Origin of the sequence: Weissella thailandensis, assembly GCF_001932615.1 — a bacterium.
GTDB lineage: Bacteria > Bacillota > Bacilli > Lactobacillales > Lactobacillaceae > Weissella > Weissella thailandensis.
In genome coordinates this window covers 1,987,711-2,007,154 of record NZ_CP014332.1, presented here as the reverse complement: position 1 = coordinate 2,007,154, position 19,444 = coordinate 1,987,711, and the positions used below count along the sequence as shown (strand labels likewise).

The following is a 19,444-nucleotide window of genomic DNA, read 5'->3' as shown; positions in this document are numbered from 1 at the left end:
AACGTTTATTTGTATTTTATATTTATGTAAAAATTAGCTTGCAATCCATCTTTTAGACCGCTATAGTAGTTAAAATTATATATTCTTAAAGGACTCTTAAATGAGTGGTTGGGTTGAGGGCTTAATACTTGGAGGTATTTTAAAATGGTTTCACGTCGATTGATGATTGCTGGTGGTGTAGTGGTAGTTGCCATCGCTGGTATTGGTTTAGCATCGATGAATGGTGGTCAAGCACAAGGTAAAAATCAGTTCACTGCAGCGATGGTTTCTGATACAAATGGCGTCAACGATAAAGGATTCAACCAAAGTGCTTGGGAAGGTTTGCAAAAATGGGGTAAGCAAAATAATTTGACCAAGGGTAAAGATGGCTATAATTATTTTCAACCCAAGTCAGTTGCTGACTATGATACGCAATTAACGCAAGCGGCAACAGCTAAATATGATTTGGTGGCGGCAATCGGAAACACATTTAAAGACTCGATTGAAACAGTTGCTGATAAACAACCAAAAACAAAGTTTGTGTTGGTTGATGAGCAAGCTGATAAAAAGTATAAGAATGTTGCTTCGGTTAAATTTCATTCTGAACAGTCATCTTATTTGGTTGGTGTAGCAGCTGCTAAGAAGGCACAAGCAGTTGGCGATAAAACAGTCGGCTTTATTGGTGGGATGCGTAATTCAGTGATTGAATCATTCTTAGCAGGTTATCAGGCTGGTGTGAAATCTGTTGATTCAAGTATTAAGGTGGATGCGACCTATGCGGGAACATTTTCTGATCCGGCAAAAGGACAAACAATAGCTAAGGCGAAAATTGCGCAAGGTGAACACGTGATATTCCAGGCAGCTGGTGGTGTTGGTAATGGTGTTTTCCAAGCAGCTAAAGATCAGAGTGCCACATTAGTTTCCGGTTCAAAGGAAAAAGTCTGGGTTATTGGTGTCGATCTTGATCAAACTAATATGGGTGACTATAAGACTAAAGATGGTAAAAAGGATAATCTAACACTGACATCTTCATTGACTGGAATTGGACGTGGCGTGCAATTGATTGCTAAAGATGCGCAACATGATAAATTCCCAGGCGGTAAGACTGTGTACTATGGTCTGAAAGAAGGTGGCGTTGGTGTCGTCACAAAGAATTTAAATGATGATGAGAAACAATCAGTCGATGCGGCCAAAGATAAAATCATTAATGGTGATATTAAAGTATCAGCGACGCCAACGAAATAATAAAATAAAGTATTGATGGTAAAACAGGCTAGGACAAAATGTCTCAGCCTGTTTTGTTTAAAAATCGTTAATTATGAGCGGCAATATTTTCAACGTAGATGCTATATTTTCTGAGCAAGTGTTGCGAAAAATAGGACAAGTTTAAGTATAATGAATTACGGTGGTTATATCGGAAAAAATTATGATAGTCTAGATAAGGAACACATTACTATGAATACAAAAAGAAATACATTGAGTGTTAAAAAAATACGCCAAATGATTGGTGGGGAAGCTGGTCTTGATTGGGTGGCTGATCAATTAACAGCGGTAGCACAAATGTATCAAATTTATGAATCTGCGCAACATGAAATTTCAACGAAATTAGAAAATTTAGATGCAGAATTCGAAGTTAATTATAATCATAATCCGATTCATCATATTGATGGTCGGATGAAAGACCCACAAAGTTTGATTGGCAAAATTCAAAAAAAGGGTCTTGATCGGTCGGTAGACTCGATTAAAAATAATATCTTTGATATTGCTGGACTGCGGGTCATTACAAATTATATAGATGATATCTACACGGTTGAAAAATTACTTTCACAACAAGATGATATCGAAGTAATTAGGCGTAAGGATTATATTAAAAACCCAAAAGAAAGTGGTTATCGAAGCTTACATTTGGTTGTCAAAGTGCCGGTATTCAAAGCAAATGATGTGGAAAAGGGTCCCGTTGAAATTCAAATTCGAACGATTGGTATGGATATGTGGGCAAGTCTCGAACATGAATTACGTTATAAGACAGATGTTAATCGTGCGGAGGAATTTGCAGCTAATTTAGTAGATAACGCCAATGCGTTATTTGATATTGAACAAAACTTTCAAGAAATACATCATCAACTATAAAGAAAAGAGCTATTGTAGAACGAATTATGGAAAATAAACAAACGAAAAAATATAACAATCACCAAAAGTCTCATAAAGGGGCCAATGTTTCACGTGGAACAAAAAAGCGCAATAATGCACCAGTACAAGTTTCAATTGGTGACCAATTGCTAATTACTATCAAGCGTTTAGGCATTAACGGTGAGGGAATTGGCTATTATAAGCGAAAGATTACTTTTATTCCCGGTGCTTTACCAGGTGAAGTGGTTGAAGTTGAAGTAACGAATGTAACGGAAAAATTTATTGAAGCAACTATTCATAAGTTTAAGCAAAAGTCAAAGCAGCGTGTGACACCAGTTGATAATCAAGATGTCGGTGGCTTTGAGTTAGAGCATTTGTCATATCCGGGTCAACTTGCCTTTAAACAAGATGTTATTCGACAAGCGTTAGAAAAGTATAAACCAGCTGGTTATGCACACTATAAGTTATTGCCAACGATTGGGATGGATGATCCACAAGGCTATCGTAATAAAGCCCAATTCCCAGTGCGTGAGGTGGATGGTAAATTGGCTGTTGGGATGTACAAGCGTCATTCACATAAATTAGTTGATTTACCAGTCGTTACAACACAACATCCAGCAACATTAAAGGTTGTCCGTGGTGTGCGTGATATTTTGGCTGATATGCAGTTACCAATTTATAATGAGCGCAAACACAAAGGTGTTATCAAAACATTGATTGCGCGTGTTTCTGAATCGACAGGAGATGTTCAGCTGACAATTGTCACAAATGGGCGATCATTGCCTGACGCTGAGGAATTGATTCGTCGGATTCATGAAGCGTTGCCTGAGGTCGTATCGATTCATCAAAATATCAATCGTGGTCAGTCTTCATTAATTTGGGGAGATGATACTCGTCAAATTTGGGGAGATGATTATATTACTGAAGATATTAATGGTAAAACATTTAAATTATCACCACGCGCATTTTTGCAATTGAACCCACGTCAGACACGGCGTTTGTATCAAGAAACAATTAAAGCATTGGACTTAACGCAAGCTGATAAACTAATTGATGCTTATTCGGGTATTGGTACAATTGGTATTTCATTAGCTGATCACGCTGGTGAGGTCCGTGGTATGGATACCATTGAAGAATCAATCGACGATGCTAATGAGAATGTTGTAGACAATCAAGTAACAAATGCAACCTATTATGTTGGGGCAGCTGAAGAGTTGATTCCGCAATGGGCCCGCGAAGGCTGGGTGGCCGATGCGATGGTGGTTGATCCGCCACGTACTGGTTTAGACAGTGCATTGCGTCAAACTATCTTAGAGACAAAACCAGAAAAATTTGTCTATGTTTCATGTAATGCTTCGACCCTTGCGCGTGATTTAGTTGATTTAGCAAAGATTTATCGGGTTGATTATATTCAGTCTATTGATATGTTCCCACAAACGGCACGTTGGGAAGGTATCGTGAAATTTACGAAGAAGTAAGCTATAAGATTTATAAGCTTATAATTAATTTATTTTTAGCAAACGAAGGCTGGAACATTTTTTGTTCCAGCCTTTGTGTTATAAATGTGAGTAAAATGAGATTTTTTTAATTTTATTATTGACTTTTCATTATCTCAGAATTACCATTGTATGAGTGAACATGATGATTAGGTGAGTAGCCTGTGATGGATACGCAAAGCGAGTTGTAGATGGTGGAAGGCAACCGGTTCAGCAGGTGAATTTGGCCTAGGAGTGGATGAAATTATGAGTAGTAGTAACTATAAGTAATTTACGGTGATGACCGATATCTCATACAAGTATGTTTGTCATACTTGGTAAGCAGGTTGTAGTGATACAGTCTGAAATACGGGTGGTAACACGATTTTTATCGTCCCGTCGTTCCATAGAGGGACGACGGGACTTTTTTATATCAAAGGAGCAATATGACAACGACAAATTTTTCGTCTTTGCAATTACCAGATGGTGAAATTGCGTTAGATGAGCAGACATTAAAAAAATATGGTGCAAATAATTTTACACAAGAAATTACAACTGAAGTACTACCCGATGCTGTCGTGTTTGCGGAAACGATTGCAGATGTCCAAGCGACGATTCGATTTGCGGCAGCTAATCACATTGCGGTCGTACCTCAAGGCGCGAAAACATCGATTGTGAATAGTGCTGCTGGTTTGTCAGGTAGCTTGATTTTGAATTTATCACGCATGAATCACATTTTGTCAATTGAACCAGAAAATCAAGTCGCTGTTGTTGAACCTGGTGTCTTAAATGGTGACTTGGATGCGGAGACGCGTAAGGTTGGCTATTTCTTTTCACCAGACCCAGGGTCAAAGCGTATCAGTTCAGTTGGTGGCAATATTGCCACTAATGCTGGAGGAATGTCATCCGTCAAGTATGGAACAACCAAGCAATCTGTGTTGGGTCTAAAGGTTGTTTTAGCTAATGGCGAACTTGTAACGTTTGGTGGGAAGACTTTTAAGAATAATGCTTCCTACGACCTAACCGATTTGCTAGTCGGCTCAGAAGGAACACTTGGGATTATTGTCGAGGCAATTGTCCATATCATTCCGATACCATCAGGGAATTCAATTACTGGATTAGCAACTTTTCCAACGATTCATGAGTTGATGCGTGCAGTGCAGGCTGTGCAGGCGAGTGGTGTTAATCCATCAATGTTAGAGATTTTGAACCGTGTTTCCATTGAAGCACTAGATGATTATGAGCATAGTCATTTAGGTAGCCATGGTGAGCAGGCGTTATTGATTTTCCAAATTGATGTTGCGGTATCAGGTGTACTAGAAAAACTTGATAAATTATTGCAAGAATATGGGGCAACCAAGATTGATGTCACTGAAGATGCTGGTAGAACAGCAGAAATCATTAAGATTCGCCAAGATATATTTGCGGCAGGTGCACAGTATGGTCGCCTAATCGTTGAAGACATTGCGGTGCCTTTAGGACAATTAGCGAAAGTGGCAGATAAGGCTGAAGAATTAGCTGATAAATATCAACAACGATTATTGTTATTAGGACATGCAGGGGATGGTAACTTACATCCCGATATCATCTTAGAAGATAGAGATGGTGATTTACCTGAAGGCACACAAAAGTTTATTGATGAGTTATTGGACTTTGTTATTCAGGTCAATGGAACCGTTAGTGCCGAACATGGAATTGGTAGCTTGAAAAATGCTTGGGTACCAAAACAATTGGATGAAAATGTTAGAGCCTTGCAAAAGCAGGTGAAAAAAGCATTCGATCCAGTAGGAATTTTAAATCCAGGTCGTAAAATATAGAAAAATTAGGAGAACGAATATGGGAGTAAACAAACGCGTTGCAGCAGTGAAGCCAAATGCTATTCGTGCATTTGATGATGAGACTAGTGGTGTTGAAGGTATTCTGAAATTAACGTTAGGGGAACCTGATTTTACAGTACCAGAACATGTTAAAAAAGCAGCGATTGCTAGTATTGAGGCAGACGACTCACATTACGCACCTGCTGCAGGTTCAGTTGCGTTACGAAAAGCCATTCAGCATTTTATGGCAGATCGTTACGGATTATCATATGATATCGATTCTGAAATCGTTGTGACCTTAGGAGCAACTGAAGGTATTTATGATACCTTTACGGCCTTTGTTAATGAAGGTGATAAGGTGTTACTTCCAGCACCTAATTTCTCGATGTATGATCCAACGATTGAATTGGCTGGTGGCGAAGTTGTCTATGTCGATACATCCGACACGGGATTTTTACTAACCCCTGAACAACTGCAATCAGCAATTGATGAGTATGGCGACAAATTAACAACAGTTCTATTGAATTATCCAGCAAATCCAACCGGGGTCACTTATACTGCGGAAGAATTAGCTGCCTTAGCTGATGTATTACGAGGAACAAATATCACTGTGATTGCTGATGAGATTTATTCTGAATTAACGTACAATGCACCACATACATCAATTGCCAAATTCTTGCCAGAACAAACGGTTATTTTGAATGGGGTATCAAAGTCACACGCAATGACTGGCTATCGTATCGGATTTATTGTTGGTCCTAAGCAGTTAGTGCAGCCAGCTGCAGTATTACATCAATTTACAGTTACCGCTGCATCAAATCCGGCGATGGCCGGAGCAGCAGAAGCGTTAGGATCAGCCCAAGGAAAGTTAGATTCTAAGTCAATGCGTGAAGCTTATCGTGAGCGTCGGGACTACTTGGTACCAGCTTTGCGCAAATTGGGATTTGAAATGCCACAACCAAATGGTGCATTCTACGTTTTTGCTAAAATACCAGCAGCATATGATCAGGATGATTATGCTTTTAGTGTTGATTTGGCAAAACGCGGTAAAGTGGCCGTTATTCCAGGATCTGTGTTCAATGTTGGTGGTGAAGGCTACATTCGTATTAGTTATGCAGCATCATTGGATAGCCTTCACGAAGCAGTGAAGCGAATCAGTGAATTTTTTGAAAATTATTAAGCAAGTGAAAAATAATGGGGGAACGCAATGACACGTAAAGTTGGAATTATTGGTTTGGGACACGTTGGGGCAGCAGTTGCCCACAGTTTGACAGCACAAGGTGCAGTTGATGAATTTGTATTCATCGATATCAACGAAGATAAGGCGAACGCAGAAGCATTAGATTTTGAAGATGCTATGGCAAACTTGGAATATAATGCAAACTATGTGGTTAATGACTGGTCAGCATTAGCAGATGCCGATGTGGTCGTTTCATCAGTTGGTAAGATTTCATTGCAAGAGACCATTACCACCGATGATCGTTTTGTTGAATTACAATATAACAAACTACAAATTGCAGATATTTCTAAGAAGTTAGTCGCATCTGGATTCCATGGTATTTTAGCTGTAATCACAAACCCAGTTGATGTGATTACGACCATGTATCAACATTACACTGGTTTCCCAAAGGAACGAGTGATTGGAACAGGAACACTTTTGGATACAGCACGTATGCATCGCGCCGTGGGAAAGGCATTGGGTGTGCATCCTAAATCAGTTCGTGGTTACAATGTTGGTGAACATGGGGATTCACAGTTTACAGCTTGGTCAACAGTTACCGTAAAAGATAAGCCAATCACATCGTATGATTTACAATTATCAGAATTAAATGATGAGGTCAAAGCTGGTGGTTACACCGTTTACCATGGTAAAAAGTTTACTAGTTATGGCGTTGCGAGTGCAGCTAGTCGCTTAACTAAGGCAATTTTGACTGATAGTCACGAAGAGTTACCAGTATCAAATTATCGACCTGAGTATGGTGTTTATGTTTCGTATCCAGTTATTGTTGGTCGCGAGGGTGTTGTTGATCATGTTTCATTAGACTTACCATCTGATGAGCAAGCAAAATTAGATGCTTCAGCAGGATTTATTCGTGAGCGTTATGAAGAAGTGATTGCTGAGTTGGATAAATAATAGATAGTATAGGTATTTAAGTCCTCCCGAGTTAAGGTTAGATAACTTGGGAGGATATTTTTGTTAATAATAAGGACGTTGATGAAATCCTTTTTGTGCATTTTATTTTGAAAAAAGCTCCATTTATTTTGAATAATCAACCATGTATTCATTGTTGAAGAATGAACGAAATTAAATATGTATAATTACAGATAATCTATTGAAAGGGGAATGACCGTATGAAAGTGAATTTTTTTATCGATGAAAATCAATCGGAGTATATTGATTTTCATGTAAAAAAGTTAACCCCTGCAATGCAGTTAGTGGTAGATGAATTGCAGAAACAAGACGTCGTGCTTTGGGGATATCAAGAAAAAATAGTTACGCCTCTCAAATTGGACGAGATAATCAGAATTAGAACGGAATCTGCTGAAGTCTATGCACAAGACATGGGTGGCGTTTATAAAGTAAAGCACCGCATTTATCAACTTGTAGAACTTTTACCAGATAATTTTATTCAAATTTCAAGTGGCGAAATTGTAAATTTTAATTTTATTGACCATTTGAAGTTAAGCGGGAAGGGGAATATCGTTTTAATTTTAAATAACGGGGATGAGACCTATGTTTCTAGACGTTATGTTTCTAAGATAAAAAGGAGGTTGGGGATATGATAAAACGAATAACTAACCGGTTTTTTCTAGGAATACCATTTGGTATTACGCTGGGCTTAATTGTAACGATAGTGTTTGCTTATATGACTAATCAGACATTTTACCAAATGATAGTTAATCGTTTCGGTAATTATGCGAACAATTCGCTTGATAATTTAACGGTTACTGTTATTTTATGGGCTTTGTTAGGATCTTTATTTTTTGTAGCAGCTTTAATATTTACTATTGAATACTGGAGTTTCGTAAAAAAAGTTATTGTTCATTTTTTTGTAACTGTTTCCGTTTTCATGGTAATTGCTTATGCACTAGGGTGGTATTCATTAAGTGTTGGCGAATTCATGGATCAAATAATTTCTTTTATCGTTATCTATGCATTGTTCTTTGTACATGACATGGTACAAGCTAAACGTAACATTACGGCAATTAATAACAAATTAAAAAGAGAAGATAACAGTTAATTCAAAATAAAAAATAGGCGATAAATTGTCATTTGGGGACAATTTATCGCCTATTTTTTAGTGAGCAGAGTTATTTCGCCTTAAAAAAAGTTTCTTGTGAAAATAATGGTGTCACCGTATTTTGTAAGACATCCATAAATTCATCTGCGGATTCTTTAAAGTCTGATTTGATCCATTCAACAATTAAACTAATGACCATCCCCGTTATCGCAGCAGATGCATAGTGCTCGGAAATCGGGAGGTATTGGGTAATATCATTTTTTTGCCAAATTTCCCTATCAGCAGTAATCAGCTTATTTATGAAGGAAGGATCTCCGCTTGGCGCCAATAATGCTGAAAATTTATCACGATTATTGTAAATATAGCGGACCATTTCTCGATAGTAGTTATGTAGATGATTTTGGCTAACGTCGATTCTGTCAGCGATATTTGGCGCTTTTTCAGTGACATTTTTAAATTCGCTAATTAGCGAATTCTCGACCGTATCTAATAGTTCATATTTATTAGCGTAGTATTTATACAAAGTCGCACGGTTAACATGAGCTTCATCGATGATTTGTTGAATCGTGATTTTCGTAAAACCTTCAGCTAGTAATAATTTCCAAAAAGCATGTTCAATGGCATATTTACTTTTTTTAATGCGTAAATCTGTTTTAATTGTCATATTCTCCCCCCGCTACCAATAATAAACTTTTATGTTGTTTTTGTTGGTTGGCGCCTTGATATATGGCAATTATACTACAAGTAGTTAATCAGTTATTCACTTTAATATTTACAAAAAAGGGGTGTATAAGTATGTCAGAAGTTGAAACAATGCATTATCGTGTTTTAAAGAAAAATCATGACAAGATGATTCAAGCTTTAGTAAAAGCCTTAGATTATCAAAAGGCCAATCCTAGTTTGATTAACTATTCTTTGTCGCGAACTTGGTTCCGTCCAGCACCAGATAATTCAGAGCAAGAAATTTGGATGTTTATGGATGAATCAAGCAATCATGAGAAATATGCAGAAACAATGAAGACAGCCGAAAGTGATTTGACAGCTGGAGATTTTCGACAACAGTTTATTGATATGGTTATACCAGATAAACCTTTTTCAGGTGAAGAAGTGGGCTTAAAGCACGTTGTTTGGCAAGAAATACCAGAATTACATGTCGAATTACACGAAAATGATTAACTAGAATAAAAATTGTTAGTACTGTCGATAACATAAGGGGGCTTTTTTATGGCACAAGGAAGAATTATGAATCGTCCAGCAGATTATCAAAAATTAGGTATTAATCCTGATAAAGTTGAAAATTGGGAAGATGGACGTCGCGATAATGATGAAGCAGGACATGCTGAAATTTAGTATCTAGATTGTAGTCTTGATGATGGCTCAACATTGATTTTAGGATTCCGTCCAAAATCAACTGACCAGGTGGTAAACAAAGGTGATAATCCTAATGTTGCTATCAATTATACGTCAGCAGATGGCCAGCCATTTTATGATTACCGCCTTTATGATGTTAAAGATACCTATTCAAGTAAAGATGAATTAGATTTGAAGTGGGGTCCTAGTACATTAGTTGGTGATAACTGGCACAATTATGATATCCATATTGAGCCAGAAGCTGATCAAGAATTGGTAATGGAAGGTAAGAAATCAGTTGAGCACAAAACAGCGGTTGATTTACACTTTGAAGCTCAGGTAGAGCCATTCCGTCCAGGATCAGGATATATTGCTTTTGGCGAGAACGAAGAGTATTATTATAACTTCATTTGTGTTACAAGTTTAACAGTTAGTGGTGAAGTCACTATTAATGGTGAGCAGAAACATGTTAATGGAACTGCTTATTACAATCACCAATGGTTCAATATCCATCCATCAGTTGCCTTCCATCACTGGGTTTGGGGTCGTCAAAATGTTGGTGATTACAATGTCTTAATTTATGATATGGTTGGTGGTGATCGCTTTGGTCAACCAGAAATTCCACTATTTACGATTGACGACAGTAAAGGTAATCGTGTCTTTGAAAACACTAGTGTCGATAATGCTAAAGTAGATATTTTAGATACGTATGTCCAAGAAGAGACTGGCAAGGTGACACCAAAAACAATCCATTATACCTTTACACAGGATGATATGGCAGTTGAGTATAAGATTTTTGATCCTAAGGAAATTAACCTGATCAACGTTTACGGTATGGCTTCAGATGAACAAAAGAAGCAGTTTGATGCCATGGGATTGCAGCCAACTTATACGCGTTATCTAGCATCAACAGAGCTAAAGATAACTCGTGATGGTAAGACAGAGGTCATTGATGGTTCAATGTTGTATGAAATTAATTATGCAGCTAAAGAGCTATAATATGATGCACTAGGGAATTAATCTCTAACTGTATAAAAAATAAAGAGCAAGTCAAAGGAATCTAAAGTTCTTTCTGACTTGCTCTATTTTTGATTAAAATATTTAATTAACTATGGCTTAGTTATAAACCAAACCACCATCAACTAAGATTGCTTGACCTGTGATATAGTCTGAATCTTCAGAAGCTAAGAAGTGAACTAAGTTGGCAACATCAGTAGGTGTTTCGTAACGTCCCAAAGCAATTTCACCAGAGAACTTAGCAAATGGCTCACCTGGCTTCAGTGAAGGGTCGGCCTTAACCATTTCGGCATCAATACGATCCCACATCTTAGTCTTCGCAACACCAGGGCAGTAAGCATTGACGGTGATGTGCTTTGACGCAAGTTCTTTAGCGGCAACATGTGTAAAGGCTTTGACAGCATGCTTTGAAGCTGAGTATGTACCCAAGACCTCGTATGCTTCATGACCAGCAATTGAGCAGGCGTTAATAATCTTACCAGGCGTACCTTGCTTGATAAATTGTTCAGCAGCAGCTTGTGTGCCATAAACTGTTCCGAAGACATTGATTTTAAAGGTACGCTCTAGTTCAGACGCGTCAATTTCTAAGAATGGCGTTACAGCTTCAACACCGGCATTGTTAACAAAGACGTTTAACTGACCGAATTTTTCAACCGCTGCGGCTACTAATGCTTCTTGATCTTCTTTCTTAGAAACATCCCCAACGAAAGTGGCTACATCACCTAATGATTTTAATTCTTCCGCTGTCTTAGTCAAGGCATCCTGATTAATGTCATGAATCATGACATTAAAACCATCTTTAAGTAAACGCTCAGCGATACCCTTACCTAATCCCCCAGCTGATCCGGTAACAACAGCAACTTTCTTAGACATAATCATACCTCCCCAGTATAAATAAACCAAACAGTAACGTTCAACGGAAGCGCTTTCACAAATTCATTGTAACGCTTTTTATACTTATAAAACAAACATTTTTAATATTTATTCATTTTTAGCACAAAAAGAGAGCGAGACAAAAGTTGTTTTGAAGTCGGTGTGTAAAGTGATTGACGCCATTTTTGGCCGTAGCAAAGCGAAGGACAGGAATGGCGTCAATTGCATTACATTGAGACTTCAGACTTTTGGAACGCGTTTATGCTATAAAATTTACAGGCTGATAATTAATCCATTTTTAGCACGAATTTAACGCAAAAAAAGCTGGAACAATTTCTTTCGTTCCAGCTTTTTGGTAGGTTGTTAATTTTTAAAAATCAACTTGTGAAGCATCTTGGTGTGTACCGGCAACGCCTTCTAATTGATCTAATGTTGCAATTTCTGCATCTGTTAATTCAAAGTCGAAAACAGCTGCATTTTGGTTAATGCGTTCAGCATGTGTTGACTTAGGCAAAGGCAAGAAACCGTGTTGTAATGACCAACGAACAAGTACTTGTGCAGCTGATTTATCATATTTTGCAGCAATGTCATTGATTTGAGGTACTGCAAGTAATGAACCAGTGCCAAGAGGTGAGTAAGCCTCGGTGAGAATATCGTGAGCCTTGTTATAATCAACGACATCTTGTTCTAAGTCAGATGGGTTGATAAATAATTGGTTGACCATTGGTCGAATAGTTGCTGTTTTAAGCAAGGCTTCAAGGTGCTCAATTTGGAAATTAGAAACACCGATCGCTCGAATCTTTCCTTCAGTATAGGCATCTTCCATATAACGCCAAGCTTCTGCATTGGCTTTATCCCAATCACGTCGATTGATTAGTGGATTTGGCCAGTGAATCAAATATAAGTCCAAATAATCTAAACCAAGTAAGTCTAATGATTTATCTAATGCTATTTTAGCAGCTTCATAACTATGACTGTCGTTCCAGAGTTTTGACGTCACAAACAGTTCTTCACGCGGGATACCAGAGTCTTTAATGGCACGGCCTACTGAAGCTTCGTTACCATAAGCGGCAGCTGTATCTATATGACGATAACCAGCTTTTAAGGCATCTAAAACGCTTTGGTAAGCAACGTCCCCATCAGGTGTTTGCCAAGTTCCAAACCCAATTACTGGGATTTTGATACCATTTGCCAAGGTAAATGTATCTGTTAATGATGAAATAGTCATATAATTATACCCCGTATTCAATAAAATTCAGTCATTTTTGTTGACTAATCTACCCGTTCAGTATAACAAAAGATATTAATAAACTAAATTAGATAGTTTGTATTCATTGACGAGATGGGTATAATGGTAGGGATAATAGATTGAGAGAGGATGCAAGATGTCAAAAGTTACAAAAACAGCAATTTTTGAAGCAACGCAAGCAGTCTTGAAAGAAAAAGGTTATGAAAAGGCACGCCTTGCTGATGTTGCACGTAAATTAGCAATTACGCCGGCAGCGTTATATAAACATTTTGCCAACCGCGATGCTTTATTTACAGAAATGGATAAAGATTGGCTAGAAGAGGTGGATGCACCTATTATAGAAGCTAGTGAGCGTGTACCTGCGGATAACCGTGTACAAGCGCTACATGATTGGCTATGGTTACTCTCAACGCGTCGTCAAGAAAGCTTTGCAGCTGCACCAGAAATGCTAGCGTTTTATCAATTTGAATTGGGACGGCGTGAAAACTTGATTGAACCACGTTTAAAGGAATTTGCGATAGCTGTAGAAAAAATTATGGCTTGGGATACATTCCGTCAACAACGTGGACAAACTGTTATGCAGACGTTTACGTATTTTTACCACCCATTTTTTGCTGGACGCTGGGATGATAATTTATTTCGGACGATTTTCGAAACAACTTGGCAAGAACTATTACCAGTTGTGCAACAGGGATTGACTAATAAATAAAAAATTAATAATAATTAAAAAGGATTGGGAAAGTTTTCCCAATCCTTTTTGTATTTAAAATTTATTTAAAACGTTCTTATTAAATGCTTTTAATGCTCGTCTTGATCAAATTTAAAGGCATTCAAGAAGCGATGAATACGTGCTGTTGGTTTGTTAAAGAATTCATCTGGGGTACCATCGAAATCAATTTCACCATCTTCTAAGAACAACATCCGATCGGCTGCGTGACGGGCGAAATCCATATTGTGGGTCACAATAATCATTGATTGATTTTCTTGAGCTAAATTATTTAAGACACGTAGTACCTGTGCTTCAAGTTCAGGATCTAGAGCTGAAGTTGGTTCATCTAGTAGTAAGTAATCAGGAGCCATCGCCATTGCACGAGCAATCGCAACACGCTGCGTTTGACCACCTGATAATTGATAAGGATAGCGATTAGCCATGTCATCTAGGCCGACTGCTGACAGTAGTTCATGAGCATGTTTTGTTGCATCTGTTTTTGATTGTTTTAGGACATGGACAGGCGCTTCAATCATATTACCCATAATCGTTAGATGATCAAACATGCGGGGTTGTTGGAAAACCATCCCTGTTTTACGACGTACCCAAAGTAAGGTATCAGTCGTTACGGGTTCACTGAGATCAATTGTACGATCATCAATAGTATACTTGCCGCTATCAGGATGCTCCAGTAAATTCAGTGAACGTAACAATGTTGATTTTCCTGATCCAGACGGTCCAACAATTACTGTTGTTTCTTGTGGATTAAAAGTCACGTTAATGTCTTTTAATGCGTGATGCTCAGCATAATTTTTATCAATATGTTCTAATTTCAGCATGATTTACCTCTGATCTTTTACGAAGCGGTCAGCCCAGCGTTGAATATAACGTTGGGGAATTGACAAAATAGTGACGAATAAAGCGTAAATAACAGCTACTAGCAAGTACATCTTTAATGGTTCGAAGTTAACGGCAGCGAGTTGCTGAGATAGATAGAACATTTCAACGATCGTTACAACTGAAGCCAATGACGTATCCTTAACTAATGAAATGAACGAATTTGCTAGCGTTGGAATAGAAATACGTGTCGCTTGCGGTAAGATAATGCGCATAAAAATCTGCCGGTCAGTCATCCCAAGAGCAGCAGCCGCTTCACGCTGTGTATCTGGAATGGAAGAAATTGACGCACGAATTGCTTCTGAAGCATATGCACCAGTGTTGAGTGATAGCACCCAAACAGCCGCAATCCAACCAGATGGCGACAACCAACTAATGCCTAATTTTGGTAAACCATAAAAGACCACGAATAATTGCACAAGCATTGGTGTTGACCGAAAAATCCAGACGTAAAACCATAAGATAAGTTTTAAGATTTGCCAGCCGAGTTTACCGAGACCAGTGGCGTGTGGCACGTATGAGCGTAAGACAGCTACGGTAGCTGCAATAACAACTGCAACCACAAAAGAAACTAATGCTAGTGGAATTGTGTACTTAATTCCAGCAACAATTAATTGTGGTGCATAAGTTGCAATGAATTCAAACATGATCCTTCCTTTCAAAAAAGAGCACAAAAAAAGTGTTAAACAATCTCAGTCGTAAGATGCCTAACACGTTTTTGACGATTATTAAATTGGTGTACACCAAGATAACCTACCGCAAAAAACGCGTTAGGCTTTCACAAGCAACATAGTTATTTAATGTGATGTGAATCATAGTTATACTCCCTAAAATTGAAAATTTCGAATTACTAACTGCTTTTATTCTAGGGGTGTTACTAATTAAATGCAAGTACAAGTTTAAAATAACCGTGCAGTTGACAAACGGATAATGAGCGGGGTATGATTTGCGTCAGAAACTAAAAGGGGTGACGATAATGAGTTTGGGGATGCGATGTTAAATTAACAGATGTCTTTAGCGACAAATATTACGGGCAATGAATAATATTAATCAAACACATCAGTTAAGGAAATATAAAATGAATAAATATACAAAAATTGCAGCCATCGCAGCTGTTACGTTAATTGCCGCAAGTAGTAGTGCTTATGCAGTTGTGCCAAGTGCATCTGCTAAATCAGTACCCGCTTATCAAAAAAATCTTCATAAAAAAGGGACGTTGACAGTTGGTCTAGAAGGAACCTACTCACCATATTCGTATCGTGATAAATCTGGTAAATTAACTGGTTTTGAGGTTGATTTATCAAAAGCTGTTGCTAAGAAATTAGGCTTGAAAGTCAAATTTACACAAACAAAATTTGATTCATTAGTTGCCGGATTAGATTCAAGAAAGTACGATGTTGTGTATAACAATATGGGAAAAACAAAGGAACGTACTAAAAAGTATACCTTTGCCAAGCCATATATCTATACCAAGACAGTGATGATTACTAAAGCCGGATCAGACATCAAGACAGCAGCTGATTTGAAGGGCAAAAAGTCAGCCCAATCGGCATCGTCTAACTTTGGTCAGGCCGCTAAAAAGGCTGGTACCAATGTTGTTTCAGTACCAGGATTTGCAGAGGCGATTGATTTAGTTAATTCTGGTAAGGCCGATGTGACGTTGAACTCACAAGATTCATGGGGTGTTTATAAAAAGGCTCATCCTGAGACGAAGTTAAAGGCAAAAACAACGAAGGTCTTGGATAACACGTCATCTTCACCAATGTTAAACAAGAAAGACAAGGCTTTAGCAAAGAAAATTACTAAGGCACAAAAACAATTGGCCAAAGATGGTACTTTATCTGACCTTTCAGAGAAATACTTTGATTCAGATTTAACAAAGAAGCCATAAATTCACGCTATAATGAGACTGGGACATGAGCAATGTTCCAGTCTTTTTCAAACTCTGATTTTTCTGATATTGGAGGAATATAAATGTTGATTGCAAAGAAAATTATTGTACGTGGCCGAGTGCAAGGGGTTGGTTTTCGATACTCCACAAAAAATATTGCTGATAAATTAGGCATTCAAGGTAATGTTTGGAATGAAACGGATGGTTCCGTGCATATTGAGGCCCAAGCGGAAAGCGATGCGATGTCGGATTTTATTTCAAAGATTAGTATGTCGCCGTCGCCATATGCCCGAATAGATTCAGTCGATAGTAAAGATATCCCGATAAATGAGCATTTGCATCGTTTCAGAGCATTATAATTGCATAAGTAGAAAATCAGTCGACGTTGTTGCATTGCGCGACTGATTTTTTTCGTGTAAGCTGAGATGTCGAGAGTTTTAGGAGGTTATGGTAGATGAGTATTAAAACATGGTTGAAATTCGTGGAAATTCAATCATTGGTTGCTAGTGTATTACCATTGGTTTTGGGTAATTTATATGCTGCAATCACATATCAAGAATTTCATACGGGATATGCAATAGTTTTCGCGGTTGTTGTCCTATCTTTGCAAATGGTTGCTAATGTTTGGAACAATATACAAGATTTTAAATCAGCAACCAGTGAGGAGTGGAAGAACGGTGTCAATAACATCATTGGTAAGGGTGGCATTTCACAACGTCAAGGTTGGATAACCTTATTGGTATTGGCATTGATTGCTGCTGTTGGTGGATTATGGTTAGCGACACAAACAGGTTGGCCCTTGTTAATCATGGGGTTAATTGGATTTTGGGTCGTTTATTGGTATGCTGGTACCCCGTTGCCTTTGTCACGCACGCCATTCGGTGAATTAGCGTCAGGGCTAACGATGGGATATCTCATCTTTTTGAGTGCAACTTATGTAAATATTGCGCCAACTTTCAATGGTGAACTTGTCTTTAAGGCGATTATTGCTTCAGCGATTGCCTGGTTTGCAATTGGTGATATTATGTTTGCCAACAATATTGGTGATTACGATGAAGATGTTGCAGAAGGACGGCACACATTAGCTTGGTACTTAGGTAAGGATCGTGCAGTTAAAGCGTTTGGCTGGGTTTACATTGCCGGCTACGTGATGTTGATTATTGCAGTGGTTGCTGGGATTTTACCTTGGCTATCATTGGTTGCCTTAGTTTCATTCCCAATTGTGATGAAAAATGTTAAAGCATTTCAAGCAAATCCAATCAAACCTAATTTTCCATATGCTATTAAAAATGCTATAGTCATTTCAGTAACATTAGCCATTGGTTTGATTCTGGCTTTAATTTTTAATTAGTAGTAATAATTAGTAATGCATTTTGACGATAAAGTAATTCGTCAGAATGCATTTTTTATTGTGCAAGGGAAACTACGCCTGGCGAGCAGTAATGTGCCTGTGGATAAAGTGTGTAAAACTTTTAGCCTTTATTAAGTTAAACTAAATAATATAGTTACAAAATTCACAAAAGGAAGTGTGTCCATTTAAATAATGGTGTAAAATTTATGATTGACTAATATCTGTTATAATTAGAAAAAAATGAAAGTGAGGGTCTGAAGTGTTAGAACACGTCAAACGATCGAAAACATTATTTTGGACAATTGAACTTTTAGCCATTGCGCTATTAGTTTTGATCGTTGCACAATTACGCTTTATTCTAGAACCAATTGGTCAATTTATTGGTGCTGTTTTTGTACCATTAATTATTTCAGGATTTTTGTATTATATTTTAAATCCGGTGGTTGGGGCATTGCAAAAGGTGCCATTAGGTAAAGTCAGGCATGTTAGTCGTGGTTGGGCTATTACCATTGTTATGTTGCTATTATTAAGTATTTTGGGAGCCTTGTTACTAACATTATTACCAGCCTTAGTCGATCAAATTGCTAGTTTAGTAAAGAATATTCCAGTATTAGTAGATACAATTCAGCATTGGGCTAATCAACTTAGTCAAATTAATTTCTCTAAAGAGTATGGTATTGATTTTAATCTCGATAAGCTGCAACAAGAAGTGCAGAATATTGGGAAAACTGTCGTATCAGGTATGGCAACTAGTTTAAGCGCGGTGATTGCCAAGTTAACTAGTTTCACAGTGACAGCAATTACCGTACCAGTAATGACGATTTACATGCTATATGATGGTAATAAACTGGCACCTTTTATTCAAAAAGTTTTTCCAAGTAAACAACAAGCAAGGATTTCTGACATCTTAGGAAGACTAAATCAAACACTTGCGCAATATATCAGTGGTCAAGTGTTAGAAATGATTTTCGTTGGTGTGTTTACAGCTGTTGGTTACTTTATGATTGGTCAAAAGTACGCTTTGCTGTTAGGTGTATTTGCGGGTATAACCAATATGATTCCATATGTTGGTCCCTATATTGGTTTGGTTCCGGCATTATTTGTTGCTTTAACAGATTCATTTTGGCAGGCAATTTGGGTCAGTATTGTTGTGTTGATTGTACAACAGGTTGATAGTAATTTAATTTACCCACGTGTCATGGGGGCATCTTTGCATGTTCATCCATTGACTATTATTGTTTTGCTATTAGCTGCTGGTAATATAGCCGGCATTGCAGGTATGATTTTGGCAGTACCATTTTATGCAGTTATTCGGACGGTGATTGTTTATGCTTGGCAGCTTTGGCAGATACAGCAGATGCCTGAAGTAGATACTGAAAAAGCTATAATAGATGAAGAGACAATTTAATTCATAGTATTCTATAGAAAACAATAAGGTGTGGCCCTGGTGTATGGTAGGTTACC

21 protein-coding genes and 1 other annotated feature are annotated in these 19,444 nt (G+C 37.8%); of the genes, 16 read left to right on the top strand and 5 right to left on the bottom strand.

The window, feature by feature from the left end; translation table 11 throughout:
* Positions 1-144: 144 nt before the first annotated feature.
* From FOL01_RS10010 to FOL01_RS09975, 8 genes are all read left to right on the top strand, one after another.
* Positions 145-1,224: a BMP family lipoprotein gene (locus tag FOL01_RS10010; RefSeq protein ID WP_075270490.1), complete on the top strand. Its 1,080-nt coding sequence runs from the start codon at positions 145-147 to the stop codon at positions 1,222-1,224.
* 210 nt (positions 1,225-1,434) lie between these two features.
* The gene (locus tag FOL01_RS10005; protein WP_075270648.1) at positions 1,435-2,109 is read left to right on the top strand and encodes a GTP pyrophosphokinase; all 675 of its coding nucleotides are present in this window, start codon (positions 1,435-1,437) and stop codon (positions 2,107-2,109) included.
* A 26-nt stretch (positions 2,110-2,135) separates the two neighbouring features.
* Positions 2,136-3,587, top strand: a complete 1,452-nt coding sequence (rlmD, locus tag FOL01_RS10000; RefSeq protein ID WP_075270489.1) for a 23S rRNA (uracil(1939)-C(5))-methyltransferase RlmD — start codon at positions 2,136-2,138, stop codon at positions 3,585-3,587.
* A gap of 154 nt (positions 3,588-3,741) precedes the next feature.
* Positions 3,742-3,986: a binding site (T-box leader), on the top strand.
* 44 nt (positions 3,987-4,030) lie between these two features.
* On the top strand, positions 4,031-5,401 hold the full coding sequence (locus tag FOL01_RS09995; RefSeq protein ID WP_075270488.1) for an FAD-binding oxidoreductase: 1,371 nt from the start codon (positions 4,031-4,033) through the stop codon (positions 5,399-5,401).
* A gap of 19 nt (positions 5,402-5,420) precedes the next feature.
* Positions 5,421-6,581, top strand: a complete 1,161-nt coding sequence (locus FOL01_RS09990; protein WP_075270487.1) for an aminotransferase class I/II-fold pyridoxal phosphate-dependent enzyme — start codon at positions 5,421-5,423, stop codon at positions 6,579-6,581.
* Between the two features lie 27 nt (positions 6,582-6,608).
* A complete protein-coding gene (locus tag FOL01_RS09985; protein WP_075270486.1) occupies positions 6,609-7,535 on the top strand; it encodes an L-lactate dehydrogenase in 927 nt (308 codons plus the stop codon).
* Positions 7,536-7,753: 218 nt separating this feature from the next.
* On the top strand, positions 7,754-8,185 hold the full coding sequence (locus FOL01_RS09980; RefSeq protein ID WP_075270485.1) for a LytTR family DNA-binding domain-containing protein: 432 nt from the start codon (positions 7,754-7,756) through the stop codon (positions 8,183-8,185).
* On the top strand, positions 8,182-8,643 hold the full coding sequence (locus tag FOL01_RS09975; protein ID WP_075270484.1) for a DUF3021 domain-containing protein: 462 nt from the start codon (positions 8,182-8,184) through the stop codon (positions 8,641-8,643). The genes FOL01_RS09980 and FOL01_RS09975 overlap by 4 nt, the downstream gene beginning before the upstream one ends.
* A gap of 70 nt (positions 8,644-8,713) precedes the next feature.
* Here FOL01_RS09975 and FOL01_RS09970 read toward each other — a convergent pair whose 3' ends face one another.
* Positions 8,714-9,307, bottom strand: coding sequence for a TetR/AcrR family transcriptional regulator (locus FOL01_RS09970; RefSeq protein ID WP_075270483.1), 594 nt, complete (start codon positions 9,305-9,307; stop codon positions 8,714-8,716).
* A gap of 131 nt (positions 9,308-9,438) precedes the next feature.
* On the opposite strand from FOL01_RS09970, the gene FOL01_RS09965 reads away from it, so the two are divergent.
* Genes FOL01_RS09965 through FOL01_RS09960 form a run of 3 tightly spaced genes read left to right on the top strand, consistent with a single transcriptional unit; the run spans position 9,439 to position 10,992 of the window.
* Complete coding sequence (locus FOL01_RS09965) at positions 9,439-9,819, top strand: hypothetical protein (protein WP_075270482.1); 381 nt, start codon at positions 9,439-9,441, stop codon at positions 9,817-9,819.
* 48 nt (positions 9,820-9,867) lie between these two features.
* Positions 9,868-9,993 carry a hypothetical protein gene (locus tag FOL01_RS11480; RefSeq protein ID WP_257787092.1) on the top strand — a complete coding sequence of 42 codons (126 nt, stop codon included), beginning with the start codon at positions 9,868-9,870 and terminating at the stop codon, positions 9,991-9,993.
* A 33-nt stretch (positions 9,994-10,026) separates the two neighbouring features.
* Positions 10,027-10,992: a lipocalin-like domain-containing protein gene (locus tag FOL01_RS09960; protein WP_075270481.1), complete on the top strand. Its 966-nt coding sequence runs from the start codon at positions 10,027-10,029 to the stop codon at positions 10,990-10,992.
* A 117-nt stretch (positions 10,993-11,109) separates the two neighbouring features.
* On the opposite strand, the gene FOL01_RS09955 is transcribed toward FOL01_RS09960, so the two are convergent.
* Both FOL01_RS09955 and FOL01_RS09950 read right to left on the bottom strand, forming a co-directional pair.
* Entirely contained in the window at positions 11,110-11,883 is a 774-nt protein-coding gene (locus FOL01_RS09955) for an acetoin reductase (protein WP_075270480.1), read from the bottom strand.
* Positions 11,884-12,253: 370 nt separating this feature from the next.
* Positions 12,254-13,111: an aldo/keto reductase gene (locus FOL01_RS09950; RefSeq protein WP_075270479.1), complete on the bottom strand. Its 858-nt coding sequence runs from the start codon at positions 13,109-13,111 to the stop codon at positions 12,254-12,256.
* Positions 13,112-13,268: 157 nt separating this feature from the next.
* Between FOL01_RS09950 and FOL01_RS09945 the strand changes: the two genes are divergently transcribed.
* Positions 13,269-13,841, top strand: a complete 573-nt coding sequence (locus FOL01_RS09945; protein ID WP_075270478.1) for a TetR/AcrR family transcriptional regulator — start codon at positions 13,269-13,271, stop codon at positions 13,839-13,841.
* An 89-nt stretch (positions 13,842-13,930) separates the two neighbouring features.
* Here the strand turns inward: FOL01_RS09945 and FOL01_RS09940 are convergent, their stop codons facing one another.
* Positions 13,931-14,680, bottom strand: a complete 750-nt coding sequence (locus tag FOL01_RS09940) for an amino acid ABC transporter ATP-binding protein (protein WP_075270477.1) — start codon at positions 14,678-14,680, stop codon at positions 13,931-13,933.
* Between the two features lie 3 nt (positions 14,681-14,683).
* Positions 14,684-15,385, bottom strand: coding sequence for an amino acid ABC transporter permease (locus FOL01_RS09935; protein WP_075270476.1), 702 nt, complete (start codon positions 15,383-15,385; stop codon positions 14,684-14,686).
* Between the two features lie 431 nt (positions 15,386-15,816).
* On the opposite strand from FOL01_RS09935, the gene FOL01_RS09930 reads away from it, so the two are divergent.
* The 4 genes from FOL01_RS09930 to FOL01_RS09915 all read left to right on the top strand — a co-directional run bounded on the left by FOL01_RS09930 (position 15,817) and on the right by FOL01_RS09915 (position 19,388).
* Complete coding sequence (locus tag FOL01_RS09930; RefSeq protein ID WP_075270475.1) at positions 15,817-16,629, top strand: transporter substrate-binding domain-containing protein; 813 nt, start codon at positions 15,817-15,819, stop codon at positions 16,627-16,629.
* An 83-nt stretch (positions 16,630-16,712) separates the two neighbouring features.
* Positions 16,713-16,988 carry an acylphosphatase gene (locus FOL01_RS09925; protein ID WP_075270474.1) on the top strand — a complete coding sequence of 92 codons (276 nt, stop codon included), beginning with the start codon at positions 16,713-16,715 and terminating at the stop codon, positions 16,986-16,988.
* 95 nt (positions 16,989-17,083) lie between these two features.
* A complete protein-coding gene (locus FOL01_RS09920) occupies positions 17,084-17,980 on the top strand; it encodes a prenyltransferase (RefSeq protein ID WP_075270473.1) in 897 nt (298 codons plus the stop codon).
* A gap of 259 nt (positions 17,981-18,239) precedes the next feature.
* Positions 18,240-19,388 (top strand): AI-2E family transporter, encoded by a 1,149-nt coding sequence (locus FOL01_RS09915; RefSeq protein WP_075270472.1) that lies wholly within the window; start codon positions 18,240-18,242, stop codon positions 19,386-19,388.
* Positions 19,389-19,444: the final 56 nt, after the last annotated feature.

What these genes read in the sequence shown, in the direction of transcription:
- FOL01_RS10010 (WP_075270490.1), top strand. Translation starts at nt 145, where the DNA reads ATGGTTTCACGTCGATTGATGATTGCTGGTGGTGTAGTGGTAGTTGCC.
- FOL01_RS10005 (WP_075270648.1), top strand. Translation starts at nt 1,435, where the DNA reads ATGAATACAAAAAGAAATACATTGAGTGTTAAAAAAATACGCCAAATG.
- rlmD (WP_075270489.1), top strand. Translation starts at nt 2,136, where the DNA reads ATGGAAAATAAACAAACGAAAAAATATAACAATCACCAAAAGTCTCAT.
- FOL01_RS09995 (WP_075270488.1), top strand. Translation starts at nt 4,031, where the DNA reads ATGACAACGACAAATTTTTCGTCTTTGCAATTACCAGATGGTGAAATT.
- FOL01_RS09990 (WP_075270487.1), top strand. Translation starts at nt 5,421, where the DNA reads ATGGGAGTAAACAAACGCGTTGCAGCAGTGAAGCCAAATGCTATTCGT.
- FOL01_RS09985 (WP_075270486.1), top strand. Translation starts at nt 6,609, where the DNA reads ATGACACGTAAAGTTGGAATTATTGGTTTGGGACACGTTGGGGCAGCA.
- FOL01_RS09980 (WP_075270485.1), top strand. Translation starts at nt 7,754, where the DNA reads ATGAAAGTGAATTTTTTTATCGATGAAAATCAATCGGAGTATATTGAT.
- FOL01_RS09975 (WP_075270484.1), top strand. Translation starts at nt 8,182, where the DNA reads ATGATAAAACGAATAACTAACCGGTTTTTTCTAGGAATACCATTTGGT.
- FOL01_RS09970 (WP_075270483.1), bottom strand. Translation starts at nt 9,307, where the DNA reads ATGACAATTAAAACAGATTTACGCATTAAAAAAAGTAAATATGCCATT.
- FOL01_RS09965 (WP_075270482.1), top strand. Translation starts at nt 9,439, where the DNA reads ATGTCAGAAGTTGAAACAATGCATTATCGTGTTTTAAAGAAAAATCAT.
- FOL01_RS11480 (WP_257787092.1), top strand. Translation starts at nt 9,868, where the DNA reads ATGGCACAAGGAAGAATTATGAATCGTCCAGCAGATTATCAAAAATTA.
- FOL01_RS09955 (WP_075270480.1), bottom strand. Translation starts at nt 11,883, where the DNA reads ATGTCTAAGAAAGTTGCTGTTGTTACCGGATCAGCTGGGGGATTAGGT.
- FOL01_RS09950 (WP_075270479.1), bottom strand. Translation starts at nt 13,111, where the DNA reads ATGACTATTTCATCATTAACAGATACATTTACCTTGGCAAATGGTATC.
- FOL01_RS09945 (WP_075270478.1), top strand. Translation starts at nt 13,269, where the DNA reads ATGTCAAAAGTTACAAAAACAGCAATTTTTGAAGCAACGCAAGCAGTC.
- FOL01_RS09940 (WP_075270477.1), bottom strand. Translation starts at nt 14,680, where the DNA reads ATGCTGAAATTAGAACATATTGATAAAAATTATGCTGAGCATCACGCA.
- FOL01_RS09935 (WP_075270476.1), bottom strand. Translation starts at nt 15,385, where the DNA reads ATGTTTGAATTCATTGCAACTTATGCACCACAATTAATTGTTGCTGGA.
- FOL01_RS09930 (WP_075270475.1), top strand. Translation starts at nt 15,817, where the DNA reads ATGAATAAATATACAAAAATTGCAGCCATCGCAGCTGTTACGTTAATT.
- FOL01_RS09925 (WP_075270474.1), top strand. Translation starts at nt 16,713, where the DNA reads ATGTTGATTGCAAAGAAAATTATTGTACGTGGCCGAGTGCAAGGGGTT.
- FOL01_RS09920 (WP_075270473.1), top strand. Translation starts at nt 17,084, where the DNA reads ATGAGTATTAAAACATGGTTGAAATTCGTGGAAATTCAATCATTGGTT.